We start from the raw sequence: 12,893 nt of genomic DNA, 5'->3' as shown, positions 1-12,893 counted from the left end.
GAGCTTTCAACAAGCCGCGCTCAACAGCCTGTTGGCGACGCCCCCGCTCCTGATCCGGTAGCGGGGGCCGATGCGCCGAAGGGAAGCGATTGGCTCTCTTCTCCCCTCATCGTTCGGCGCGGAGCTGCGCAAACGCCTGTGAATCGAGCCCGGGAAAGCCCAGTTGGCAAACTTTCGCAACTCCACCCCTTGCGATGGCTGCTGCGTGTCTGTCAGATTCACCACTGCCGAAAATGGCATGCACTCGTCAGGCTTACCCCGGCTTGGACGAGTGCCCGCGCCGCATACCTATGCGGTCTCATGGTCCTCACCGAGGACGTTCACCCCCACACGATGGAGACGAACGTGCGAATAGCCAGACTGGCCCCCGCCCTCGCGATCGCCGCCCTGTCGGTCTTAGGGATCGCGCCCACCGCGTCGGCACAGGCCACGCCCGTCCCCGGCACCGACGTCCAGCCGATCATCGGCGGAGGGTACGCCACCAACGCCCCCTGGGCGGCCCGGCTCTTCTCCAACGGGCGGCAGACCTGTAGCGCGTCGATCATCGCCCCCACCTGGATCCTCACCGCGAAGCACTGCGTCAGCGGCGGCGGACTGTCGTTCCGCATCGGCAGCCTCGACCAGACCACCGGCGGCACCGTGGCCAACGGGATCAGCGTCCAGAGCCACCCCTCCTCGGACCTGTCGCTGGTCAGGATCGACCGTTCCGTCGGCGGCACCTACGCACGCCTCGGCCAGCCCGGCTCCGTATCGGTGAACCAGACCGTGCAGGTGTACGGCTGGGGCGCGACCTCCCAGTGCGGCTCGGAGGCCAACTGCCAGTCCAGGTACCTGAAGGTCGCCGACGTCATCGTCACCGGCGGCTGCCGGGACGCCTACAACGGCTCGGCCATCTGTGCCCGCCGCGGCAACGGCATCACGGCCGGCGGCGACTCGGGCGGCCCCATGGTGGCCAACGGCGCACAGGTGGGCGTCGCCTCCACGAGCGACCGCCAGACCACCACCGCCTACACCAACGTGACGGCGTACCGCTCCTGGATCCAGAGCATCGCCGGGGTGTGACACCCCACCGCCGGCCCCACCCCGGGCCCTGACCACGGCCCCCACCGCGCCCGCGGTGGGGGCCTCGCCCCTCCTCGCCCCCGCCGCGCACGGCTCACCGACCCCGCAGCCCCGGCCCCGTACCGCCGGCGCCGGGCCGCCCGTAGAGTGACGCGATGAGCGACGAGCCCGTGCTGCTGCGCCCCGTGGCCGAAGACGATCTGCCGCTGCTGCAACGCTTCCTGACGGACCCCGAGGCCACCGGGCCGTACCAGTGGCTGGGCTGGTCCGACCCGGGGCACTGGCGCCGGCGCTGGGCGGAGGACGGACTGCTCGGCGAGAACGGCGGCCACCTGATGGTGGTGAGCGGCACCGACCGGTGCGGCTTCGTGGCCTGGCGCAGGGCCGTCACCACGCGGAACTCCTCCTGCTGGAACATGGGAGCCCAACTGCTGCCGGAATCCCGGGGCCGCGGCATCGGCACCCGGGCCCAGCGCCTGCTGACGCGGTACCTCTTCGCCCACACGCCGGTCGTCAGGATAGAGGCGGACACCGAGACGGGGAACCTCGCCGAACAGCGCGCGCTGGAGAAGTCCGGCTTCACCCGCGAGGGCGTGCTCCGGAGCGTGTTGTTCCGGGACGGCGAGTGGCGGGACGTGGTGCGCTACAGCGTCCTCCGCGAGGACATCACCAGCACCCGGGAAGGGCCCGGCGCGGTCGGCGAGGCCCCGGCCTGACCACGACCATCCGCCCCCCTGCCGGCGACCCCGCCCGCGGCCCGACCGCCGAAAAGCCGTTGGTCCGCCGGGCGGGTGGGCCTAGGCTGCGCGTATGACCGGCCCACTCCGCCTCGAGAAGATCACCGCCGCCAATTTCGAGACGGCGATCGCCCTGAAAGTACGCCCGGACCAGGAGCACCTCGTGGCCCCGGTGGTCAGGTCCCTCGCCGAGGCGTACGTGCATCCGGACGTCGCCTGGCCCCGGCTCATCCTCGACGGGGACCGGCCCGTCGGATTCCTCATGGCCTTCTTCGACATCGACTTCGCCGACGACAGTACCGGTACCGGCACCGACTTGCGCTCGGGCCTGTGGCGGCTGAACATCGCGGCCGGAGAACAAGGCCGCGGCTACGGCCGCTTCGCGGTCCGGGCGGTGGCCGCCGAGATACGCCGCCGCGGCGGCACCCGCCTCACCGTCACGTGGCATCCCGGCGACGACGGTCCCGAAGCGTTCTACCTCGGGCTCGGCTTCCGGCCGACGGGCGAGATGAGCGGGAACCAACGCGTCGGCGAACTCGCTCTCGACGAAATCCGTTCCGACCGGCCCCCGACCACCGCCGCCACGGCCACCGTCGCCGCCACCGCCGCCACGGCCACGGCCACGGCCGGCGACGGTGCCGCGTGACTCACGAGCACGGAACCGAGCGCATGACCGCGTGAGGGAACGGCCCGCGCCATGGCCGGTGCGACGAGGCCTCACCCCCGCGTGGAGCGGGCGGGCCGGAGCGTCTTCCGGATCGTCGACATCAGCGACTCGTGCGTGTCCCCGTCGGCGGCGACGACCAGTCCCCGGCCCCCCTCGCCGACCGGAGCACCATCGATCCCGGTGACCACGCAGCCGGCGGCCCGGCACAGCGCGATGCCCGCGGCGAAGTGCACGCTCCCGGACAGGTCACCGCCGTCGGTGACGTACGCGGCCCGTTTGCCGGCGGCCACCCAGGCCAGCGCCAGCGTGGTGGACACGACCCGGGGCCGGAACCGTTCGACGAACTCGGGGTGCGCCAGCAGGTGCACGGCCCGGAACTCCGGCGCCCCGGGGAACGGCGGGTCCAGATTGACGTCCACGAGCCGGGTGGCCGGCGTCGGCACCAGCCGGGCGTCGGCGTCGGCGCCCTCGCACCGGACCCACGCGGCACTGCCGTCGGTGTGGAAGACCTCACCGCTGAACGGGTCGGCCACCGCCGCGGCGCCGCCGCGCAGGGCCACGTTGACGGCCACCAGCATGTTCCCGACGGCGTAGTTCAGCGTGCCGCACAGAGGGTCCACCAGCCACTGGCGGGTCGCCGCCGCGGCGCCCCGCCGCCCGCCCTCCTCTCCCAGGACGGTGTCGTCCGGGCGGGCGGCGCGGAGGACACCGACGATCGCCTCCTCGGCGGCGACGTCGGCCGCCGTCGCGAAGTCCCCGGCGCCCTTGTCGATACGGGCGAGCCGCCGGCCGTACAGGCCGCGGACGACGTCCGCGCCGGCCCGTGCCGCGGCCATCGCGACGGCGGCGTCGGTGTCGCCGGCGCCGGTGACGGTGGTGGTGGTGACGGTGCCGTCGGCGTCGTCGGGAGCCGTCCCCTTCGTAGTGATCATGCCGTGCAGCGTATCGGCGGTCGTCGGCGCGCGGGGCGGCGTCAGCCCACGGGCCGGAGTTCGATGAACACGGCGGTGTCGTCCATGGTGACCGCCACGAACCGCCCGGCGGCGGTCAGCGAACGGGCGGGCCGCGGCAGGACGACGGTCGTACGGTGACCGCCCGACAGGTCCCGGACGACCACGGAGCCGGGTTCCTCCGCGGTCACCGCGTACGGACGGCCGTCGATCACGGTCGTCGCGACGGCCGTGACGGCGCCGTCACCGCGGAACACCTCGCGGTGCGCGCCGGTCGCCGCGTTCCACCCGTACACGACCTGCGTGCCGTGCCCGTGCAGGACGTGCGGCTGCCCGTGCAGGACCACACCCGCCATGGCCGGCACCGGCCCCGCGCAGACGCGCCGGACGGTACCGGCGAAATCCCACACGTCGAGGGACCCGGCGGAAGCCAGCACGGCCACGGGACGGCCGGACGCGACGGTGCACACCAGCGAGGAGGAGCGCCACGGCAGGGGCGGCACCAGGGGGCGCCCGGCACTGTGGGCGAGGTCGATCACGGTGACCGCCCCTTCGGTGGCGATCACCGCGCAGGGGCGGCCGTCGACCACCGTGCAGGCCACCGCACGCACCGCAGCCCGGGGCGACTCGTACGCCTTGTACATCGACCGCAGCGCGCCCGTGGCCAGGTCGCAGACGCGGACCGTACCGTCGTCCCCGCCGGTCACCGTGTGCGGGCGGCCGTCGATCGCCACGCAGTCCAGGGCGCGCACCGGCCCCACGTGCCCCGTCAGCACATGGTCGCGCGTCCCGCCCGGCAACTGCCGCACCAGCACCGCCCCGTCGTCACCACCGACGAACAGGGTCGGCACCGGAGTGAGCGACGACGAGAAGACGTCCACCACCGACACGCCCACCACACCCGCCGACAGCGGACGCCACGGCAACGGCCGCGCGAAGGAACCGGTCAAGCGGCGGAAGTGGCGCCGGCTCGCGGCCTCGACGGCGAGGACCCCCCGGCGCTCCACGGGCCCCAGCGGGCCGAGGACGGGCGCCACCGCCCGGTAGACCTCGGCCACCTGCCGGCCGTGCTGCGTCGCGACCGGGTCCAGGGCGCGCAACAGGCGGCCCGGGTCCGCCTGCACCACGAACTCGCTGTCCTCCAGCAGGGTGTCGATGCTCCCGGCCGCCGCGGCATGAGTGGCCAGGTGCGTCCGTACGAAGCCGGGCGCCGCCCGCCAGTCCCGTCGGCCGTCCGCGCGCGAGCGGGGCACGAGGTCCAGCAGCGCCTCGGTGATCAGACCGTGCACGGAGGCCGGGTCGTCCCCGGCACGCAGGTAGTGGTCCACGGCACGGCACAGGCGGTACGTACCCGGTACGAACAGGTCGGCGGCCGCCCGCAGCACCCAGCCGCTGTCCCGGCGGCGCCCCGCACCGTCCGCGAGGGCGTCCGCCAGAACCGCCCACAGGTCCGGCGGAGGCGGGGAGCCCCCGTCCCCGGCGTACGCGAGCGGCAGCAGCCATCGCTCCACCTCCGGCCGGTCGTCGCCGAAGCGCCGCAGCCTGGCGTCCACCGCGGCCTCCGCCTCCGGGAGCCAGGCAGCCTCGGCCGAGCCGGCGGAGAGCCGGCCCTCCCTGACCGCGCCCGCCAGCGCGCGGGCGACGGCCACCGAGCCGCCCGCCCAGCCGGCGACGTGCGCGCCGAGCGCGGCGGCGGACGGGACGCCGTCCAGCAGGGCCCGCACGAAGTCCGCGGGCGCCGCCCGGTACGCCTCCTCGTCCAGGTCGAGGACCTCCACGTGCGGGCCGAGCAGCGGCAGCGCTTCCGGGCGCGTCGCCACGACGAGCCGGACATGGGGGAGCGCGGCCAGCGGCTGGACCAGGTCGTGCACCGACCGCGGGTCCCCGATGGCGTCGAGGTCGTCGATGAGCAGGGCGACCGGCTCGGCCCGGGTGGCCAGGCCGTGCAGCGACCGCGGGAAGACACTCGCCGCCGTCAGGGGGTACGCGGAGGGGACCAGCCGTGCCAGCCGGCGCAGGATCCGGCTCTTCCCCGAGCCGGCGGACCCTGTCACCACCCGCATCCGTCCGTCGTGCGGGCCGCCCCGCAGCCAGGACACCAGCGTGGCGAGCGCGGGGACCTGCAGCGGGTTGGGGAACAGCCGGGGCGCGCCGGGACCGGCGGGCGTGTGGAGCCGGCTCGTTCCCGGCCCCTCGCCGCCCTCCTCGACCAGGTCCCGGTAGGTGTCCACGACCTGGTTCAGCGTCCGTGCCGTGTCCAGGAACGCCTGCCCCTCGTCGGCCGTCGCCACCGCGAGCACCCGCGCCACGGCCTCCACGAGGGCGCTCCCCCTGGCGCCGTCCGGGCGCGAAGCCGCCTCCAGGACCGACAGCCGGCGCGAGAGGCTCCGGGAGGCGAGGTCCTCCGGGGACGTGATCCCGCCCGGCGGGCTCGGGCTCACGTCCAGCAGGAGCAGCACGTGTCCCACCTCCGTGGCCGCCAGCAGTTCGTGGAGCGCCAGGGGCCCCACCGCCGGACCGTCCCCGTGGGCCAGCAGCCGGTAGCCGTCCGGCGTCACGTCCGTGTGGCCCGCGTACACGACCACCGCGTCCGCCCGGCCGAGCCGGGCCCCGCCCGCCCAGTCGCCGACGGCCCGCAGCACCTCCTCGGCCCGGGTGGCCCCGGCCAGTTCGGGCAGGACGTGCTGGTAGCCGGCGTCCGTGAACACCGCGGCCATCCGGCCGACGTTGCGCACGCTGTGCACATGGTGCCCGTCCACCGCTCCGTGCGGATGCTCCGCGCCCAGCGTGATCAGGAACAACCGCCCCTCGGGCGTCCCGGGCAGCCCGGCCGCCCGAGGCCGTCCCTGCCGGCGCCGCACCAGGTCGCGCACCTCCGCCCAGTGGCGGGCGCCCGACGGCAGGGCGAGCGGGCCCGCCGGGGCGGGGACCGCGGCGGTGAAACGGGGGCCCGTCCCGGGGGCCCGCCCGTCGGCGTACGCCGAGACCGCCGCCACCACCTCGTCGGCCTCGTCGCGCCGGAGGGTACCCAACAGCCGCTCCCGGACGCCAGGGACGAACTCGTACGCGGCGTCCAGGCCGTCCCCGCCGCCGGGCACCCGGCGCAGCAGACCGCTGAACACGATCTCCGCGAGGTCGGACACCGGACTGTCCGGCAGCATCGTCGACTGCACCATCCGCATCACCGGCAGGTTCAGCGGCGCCGCCGCCAGACAGGCCGCCAGCCGGAAGACCCGCGGCTGCGCCGACGCCCGGAATTCCTCGAAACCCACCGCGCGCGGCGCCCCCGGGTCCGTCGGCTCCACCGCCCCGTCGGCGGGCAGCAGCACCGCCGCGCCGTCGAAGCAGCCGCCCCCCGCCACGGCCGCGGCCCACGGCCCCAGCCACTCGGGCGTCGCGGCGAGCACCGGCACGGCGACGTCCCCGGGCTCCGGCGCCCGGGCCCCCAGGCCGTACGGGACGTACCTCAGCCGGGCGCCGGGCACGCCCCTGCCCGTGCCGTGGAAGCGGACCGGCACCGGGGGCAGCGCCGTACGCGCCCAGAGGTGGTCGGGCAGCGGCTGGACGACCGCCGTCGGGCCCGCCGAGGCCCACTCCCGCAGCGCCGCGCGCAGTGCCCCGGACCGCCACTGGGGCGCCACACCGTCCGTCAGCACCAGCGTGACGGTCCGTCCGGTCGGGTCCACGGCCGTGCCCGGGGCGCGCGGCGAGGAGGCGGCGGACGACAGGGTCGGTGCCAGACCGGGCCGCCCATCGGCGCCCGGCCGGAGGCAGTACGTCCGTACGTCACGGAACGCGCCCGTCCGCCGCAGCAGGCCGTTCAGCGCGCGGCCCAGCGGAATCCAGAACGCGGCGCCGTCCCCGTACGTGTCCACGACCAGTGTCACGTCGAACCAGCGGTCCGCGGCCGGGGCCATGACCGGCAGCCAGTGCCGCCGCTCGGCCGCCCGCTCCGCCGTGGCGTCCTCGTCGAGGACAGTGCGGACCCGCGAGGGGGAACGCCGCTTCAACGGGCGCAGGGCGCGGGCCAGTTCCCGGGCGCCCGGAAGCGTGGCCGGGCCGGCGAGCCGTACCGGTACGGCGGACACCGTGGCGTCCGGCGCCTCCTCCCGCTCCCGCGCCCGCGGCAGGTACAGCCGCGTCCCCGGGCCCGCCGCTCCGGGGCCCTCCGTCCCGGGGGCGGTGTCCCCGGCGGGCGGTTCCGGGCGCGGCCGCGCGGGGTCCCGGTCCGGGTCCGCCACCGGTTCCGGGGATCCGCCCGGGGGCCCGGCGGGACCGGTCCCGTCACCGCCGCTCCCCGGCTCCGCCGGAGCGGGCAGGGCGCGCGCCAGCCAGACCAGTTCGGCGACCTCGCGGGGGAGCGGCGGATCGCCGGCCTCGCCGAGGGCGCCGAGCAGGGCGGAGAGGCGCTCGATCACCGCGCGTCACGCCCCGGCCGGCGGCACGGGCGGGGCCGGCGCGGTCCCCTCACCGGGCCCGGTCCGCCGGTCACCGCCCGGGGCCGGCCCACCGGTCGCCTCGGCCGGCACCGTCACGTTGAGGTGCTGGAACACCAGCCCGGCCAGCCGGTCGAGGTCCGGGGCGTCCTCGCCGCGCGTACGGCTCATCAGGTAGACCGCGTTGAGGAGCTGGTCGGTGGCCAGCTCCCCGGTCGCCGCATGCGCCAGGAACCGCTCCACGACCCCGTCCGCGTCCTCCACCGCCGTGGCCAGATGGGCGCGCACGATGGCGCGCAGCCGCTGCTCGTCGTCCACGGCCGGCAGATGCAGCCGTACGCACCGCCGCAGGAACGCGGGCGGGAACTCCCGCTCCCCGTTGCTGGTGAGGATGACGAACGGGAACGTCAGGCAGCGCACCGTGCCACCGCGCACGGTCACCGGCTCGCCGTCGTCGGCCGGCCGCACCCGTACGGTCGGCTGCTTGTCGGCCACCCGCGACAGTTCGGGGATCTCGAACATGCCCTCCTCGAACACGTCGAGGAGGTCGTTGGGCAGGTCGATGTCGCTCTTGTCGATCTCGTCGATCAGCAGGACGCGCGGCAGGGCGTACGGCGCCAGCGCCGTGCCCAGCGGTCCCAGCCGGACGAACCTGCCGAGATCCGTCGGCGGCGCCGGGTCGCCCGACTCGCGGGCCACGCCCGCCTCCTCCAGCCGGCCGAGCGAGTCGTACCGGTACAGCCCGTCCCGCAGCCCGGTCTTGCTGTTCACGGGCCACCGCAGCACCGGGCCCAGCCGCAGCTCGCGCGCCACCGCGTGCGCGAGCGTCGACTTGCCGGTGCCCGGATCGCCCGTCACCAGCAGCGGCCGGCGCAGGTACAGGGCGGTGTTGACCGCGTCGATCGTGCGCCCGTCCGCCCGGTAGGCGTCCGCGTGCGGCAGCCGGCGCCCGCCGTCCGCCTCCGCGTCACGGTCGAACGGCGTGGGTGCGACGTCCCGGCCGAAGTCCCGCCACGGCGGCGGAGCGGGCAACCGCTCGATGCCGTCGTGCGGCCGGCTCACGCCTTGGTAGATCCGCCACTCGCTCATCATGCAGGTCCTGTCGGTCCTTCCTCGGCCTCGGCCGTCGCCAAGGGGGGTGGTCGGGGGATCCGTCGCCGCGGGTCGTCCCACAACAGCACGATCCGTCCGCCGATGTGGTCCTCCTCCGCACCCGCCGACGCGACCGCCTCGTTGCGCAGCGAGCACACCTTCTCCGGCAGCTCGTCCCGTACCGTCCCGGCCAGCGCCGTCCGCACCTGGGCGAGGAACCGGTCGCCGGGGCACTCGTGCCGTCCCGGCACCCCGCACCGGCCGCCGTCCCGGCGCGTACAGGCCGCCGCCCCGCGACGCCACGTCATCATCGGGACGCCGGAGGCGACGGCGACCCGGTAGGCGTCGGACACCGGCGCCGATCGCGGCGAGCCGGCCAGCGCGAGCGCGGCCAGCGACGGGTCGGTGTCGAAGGACGCGCCCAGGGCCGCCTGGTCCTGGCCGTCCCGGCCGCACACGCACACCAGCGCCTCGCCGATGGGCTTGCCCGCCAGGTGTTCCCACCGGCGCTCCCAGGCGGCGTGCAGCGCCGGCGCCTCGTGCCGCTCCAGCGGACGGACCACCACGTGCTGCTTGCGGCCCAGCGCGAACCACGGGTACCGCGGCCACAGCAACCAGTCCGGGAAGCCCTCGTCCAGCGCCTCCTCGGGCAGAATCAGCTCGATCAGGCCCGGGTTCGTGACACCGCCCATGGCGTCGATCTGCTCGGGCAGCAGCTCCGCCAGGCGCTCCAGCGCCGCCCGCAGCGGCAGCGCCTCCGACTCCGCCGTCATCGGCACGACGTCACCGGGGGAGCGGTAGCGCCACACCCCCACGTGGTACAGCCGCCGGTCCCGCAGCGCGTGCCGCACCCGCCCGATGAGCGAGTGGCGCTCCCCGCCGCCGGGGCCGCCGGCCAGCCGCCGCTGCGCCTCGTCGCCGAGGCCGAGCCGGCCGGCGACGATCAGCACCCGGTCCCGCAGCCGCTGCACGGCGTCCTGGGCCCCGCAGCCCCGCCCCGCCAGATCCGCGGCGAAGGCCAGCTCGTAGGGCAGCCCCCCGTCGACCGGGGGCATCTGGGCGGCCAGGTCCGTGAAGACGTCCCGGTGGTCCAGCAGCGGGTAGTCCTCCGGCGGAGCCGCCCCGTCCGCCGCGGCCGCCAGGAACGCGGCGCGGTGTCCGCCCGCCGCCGGGAGGGCGGGCAAGGAGGCCATCAGGGCCAGCAGGTGACGGTGCTCGTCACCGGTCAGACCGCCGCCACCGGCCGGCCCACCGCCGTGCGCGGAACCGTACGCCGGGTGAGCCGGGTACCCCGGGTAGGAGGGAACCGGATACGCGGGGTACGGCGGCGGCGGATACGGGGCGTGCGCCGGGTGCGCGGTGCGGGGGTCGTACGCGCGGACGCCGTCCGCGGCCATCGGCCAGCGGCCGTCCACGCCGTGGAACCGGTCGTGTCCCCGCACCACCGCGCGGTACACCTCCGGGTCCAGCAGCCGCAGCGCGCCCACCGGTGTGGCGAGCCCGCCCATGTCGGTGCCCCTGAGCCGGGTGGCCTTGACGACCCCGCACACCCCGCCCGACGCGTGACTGAGCACCGCCCCGCCGGACAGGCCCTCGTTCACCTCGGCCCCGGCCAGCTCGATCATCCGGCCGCCGTGCAGGAACGTGCTCCCGCCCCGGCGCAGTTCGGCCGTGCGCGCCGCGGGCACACCGGGTTCGTAGGTGTCCGAGAAGCCCGCCGCGCTCAGTGCCGTACCCGCCGGGGGAAGCAGCCCGTCCAGCCAGACGCACGGGTGGCCCGCCGGCACACCGGGCACCTCCACCACCGCCAGGTCCGGGTACGGCCACAGGCCCCGCCCGGGCCGGGGCGGCGGCGCGGACGCGGCGCGCACGATGCCCTCGTACCGGGCGCCCCGCCACTCCACGGGCACCCGCGTGCCGGGCAGCGCGCCCGCGACGTGCGCGCAGGAGACCACGTACCCGGGCGCGACGAAGAAGCCCGCGCCCCTGGTGGTGCCGTCGACGCGGACGCGGCAGCCCTCCAGGAGCTCCAGGAGCAGCGACAGGGGAGTGGGCCGGTGCATGCGGGCTCGGTCCGGTCCCTCAGCCCTGCCGCTCCGGCGACGGCGAGGGCGGCGCCGGCGGCTGGGGCGGGACGGCGGGGGGTGCCGCCGGAACCGCCGGAACCGGCGGGGCGGGCGGGGCGGGCGGGGCGGGTACGGCGGGGACCGCGGCCGCCCCGCCCCACTTCAGCGTCACCTTGAACGCCGCCTTGCCGCTTCCGCCGACGAGCGCCGCCACGACGCCGTCCCCGCCCGCCGCGAGCTCCAGCCCGAACTCGATGCTCACCTCGTCCGGCCGGGCCGGCGCCAGGGCGGCGCGGGCGTTGTCCGCGACCGCCCGCAGCGACTGCTGGAACCCCTCCAGGCGCTCCACCAGCCGTTCGCCGATGCCCGAGTCGCTCGGCCCGGTCTCCTCGACGGCCGCCCAGACGATCTGACCGTCCGGCATCTCCAACCGCACCAGCCGTGACATGAGCCCCCCTCGGTCCGCCACCCGCTACGCGCTCCATGCTAGGAGCCGATCCCGCCCGCCGTGGAGTGATCAGGAGGACTGGGGGGAATCGAGCGCGTCGGCGGGGCGTCAGGGAGGCGTGGGGGCGGGGGAGTCCACCGACGGGCCGTCATGGGAGCGTGGGGGCGGGGGAGTCCACCGACGGGCGTCAGGGAAGCGTGGGAGGCGGGGGAGTCCACCGGCGGCTGCGCGGAACGCCGTCGTCGACGCCGTAGTCCTTCTTCAGGGAGTCGGGGATGGCGTAGTGCATGACCCGCCCGCGGGTGAGGGAGGACAGTTCGAGGACCGTGGTCAGGTGGCCCAGGCGGTCCAGCGCCCAGGCGCCGAGCGGTGACCGGTCCTCGATGGTCTCCAGGACGCCCAGGAGGTGGGGCACGGCCCTGACGGCGGTGTCCCACCGTGTGCGCGGCACCTGGAGCCAGTCGGCGCAGGTGTCACCAATGAGGTGGCGGACGAGAGCGGAGACGATCGGGTCGAAGAAGGTGCCGGGCACCACTTCCTCGTACAGGTCGATCAGTTGCCGCGTCAGCAGCGCGCCCTCGTCGGACGGCCCCATGTGCCGGACCATGTACAGGTCGAGGAACCTCCGGGCCTCGTCGAGGTCCTTGGGCACGGCGGCCTGGTCGACGCCGAGCATGGCACCGACGACGCGCCACGCGTAGTAGTACGCGTCCGCGCCTTCGGCCGACATGTGGATGCCCAGGCGGTCCAGGCTGTCCAGGACGAGCAGGGAGAAGAACATCTGCCCGCCGATCATGTCCTCCTGGCAGATCGGCGTTCCGAGGGCCGCGGTGTCCCAGAGGCCGTCGCGCTTCAGGTGGTGGCGGATGGAGGCGTGCAGGAGGCGGACCTTCTGGGCCGCCGGAACGAAGCGGCCGCCCGACTCGAACGCGTCGGGCTGCATCAGATACACGGTGAACTGGCCGGTCTCAGCCATGCGTTTGGAGGGGTACTTCAGTCCGTGGGTGGTCGCCAGGAGCTTCGCCACGTGGGGCACGACGTAACAGGCCGGCATGGACGCGAAGGACAGGGCGGTGGAGATGTGCACGTTGTTGTCGATGAAGAACAGCCGGGCCTTCTCCATCTCGGACCAGTCCACCCAGTCCGGCGGCACGCGGGTGGCCTCCAGGTACGCGCGCGCGACGTCGGGCAGCCCGTCCGGGAGGGGAGCGCCGGCCGTCGAGACGTAGCGCATCAGGGTGTTGAAGGTGCCCACCTCCCCGCGGGCGAAGAGGGTGGCGACGGTCGCGTCGGCGAGTTCGTCACCGGCCGACCGCAGGGCGTCCATCGATGCCTCGGTGTACGTCATGGCAGGGGGTCCTCGTCTTCGAAGGGCCGTCCGGGCGGCGGCGGCCGGCGGTGAGTGGGGCGGGGGAACGGCGGGCGGCGGGCGGCG

Annotated in this window: 9 protein-coding genes; 3 read left to right on the top strand and 6 right to left on the bottom strand. The window is 75.5% G+C overall.

Going from position 1 to position 12,893, the window contains the following annotated elements; translation table 11 throughout:
• Positions 1–345: 345 nt before the first annotated feature.
• From ACF068_RS28450 to ACF068_RS28440, 3 genes are all read left to right on the top strand, one after another.
• Complete coding sequence (locus ACF068_RS28450; protein WP_392277154.1) at positions 346–1,062, top strand: S1 family peptidase; 717 nt, start codon at positions 346–348, stop codon at positions 1,060–1,062.
• A gap of 155 nt (positions 1,063–1,217) precedes the next feature.
• Positions 1,218–1,778: a GNAT family N-acetyltransferase gene (locus ACF068_RS28445; RefSeq protein WP_392277153.1), complete on the top strand. Its 561-nt coding sequence runs from the start codon at positions 1,218–1,220 to the stop codon at positions 1,776–1,778.
• Positions 1,779–1,872: 94 nt separating this feature from the next.
• Positions 1,873–2,445, top strand: coding sequence for a GNAT family N-acetyltransferase (locus tag ACF068_RS28440; RefSeq protein WP_392277152.1), 573 nt, complete (start codon positions 1,873–1,875; stop codon positions 2,443–2,445).
• A gap of 71 nt (positions 2,446–2,516) precedes the next feature.
• Here ACF068_RS28440 and ACF068_RS28435 read toward each other — a convergent pair whose 3' ends face one another.
• From ACF068_RS28435 to ACF068_RS28410, 6 genes are all read right to left on the bottom strand, one after another.
• Positions 2,517–3,302 (bottom strand): inositol monophosphatase family protein, encoded by a 786-nt coding sequence (locus ACF068_RS28435; protein ID WP_392277218.1) that lies wholly within the window; start codon positions 3,300–3,302, stop codon positions 2,517–2,519.
• 137 nt (positions 3,303–3,439) lie between these two features.
• Entirely contained in the window at positions 3,440–7,834 is a 4,395-nt protein-coding gene (locus tag ACF068_RS28430) for an SAV_2336 N-terminal domain-related protein (RefSeq protein WP_392277151.1), read from the bottom strand.
• A gap of 6 nt (positions 7,835–7,840) precedes the next feature.
• On the bottom strand, positions 7,841–8,941 hold the full coding sequence (locus ACF068_RS28425; RefSeq protein WP_392277150.1) for an AAA family ATPase: 1,101 nt from the start codon (positions 8,939–8,941) through the stop codon (positions 7,841–7,843).
• Entirely contained in the window at positions 8,941–11,007 is a 2,067-nt protein-coding gene (locus ACF068_RS28420) for a hypothetical protein (protein ID WP_392277149.1), read from the bottom strand. The genes ACF068_RS28425 and ACF068_RS28420 overlap by 1 nt, the downstream gene beginning before the upstream one ends.
• Before the next feature lie 19 nt (positions 11,008–11,026).
• A complete protein-coding gene (locus tag ACF068_RS28415; RefSeq protein WP_392277148.1) occupies positions 11,027–11,458 on the bottom strand; it encodes a CU044_2847 family protein in 432 nt (143 codons plus the stop codon).
• Positions 11,459–11,645: 187 nt separating this feature from the next.
• Positions 11,646–12,806, bottom strand: coding sequence for an oxygenase MpaB family protein (locus ACF068_RS28410; protein WP_392277147.1), 1,161 nt, complete (start codon positions 12,804–12,806; stop codon positions 11,646–11,648).
• Between the last annotated feature and the right edge of the window lie 87 nt (positions 12,807–12,893).

This window comes from Streptomyces sp. NPDC016309, assembly GCF_043077235.1.
In the GTDB taxonomy this organism is placed as follows: Bacteria; Actinomycetota; Actinomycetes; order Streptomycetales; family Streptomycetaceae; genus Streptomyces.
This window is presented reverse-complemented; position numbering and strand designations above follow the sequence as displayed.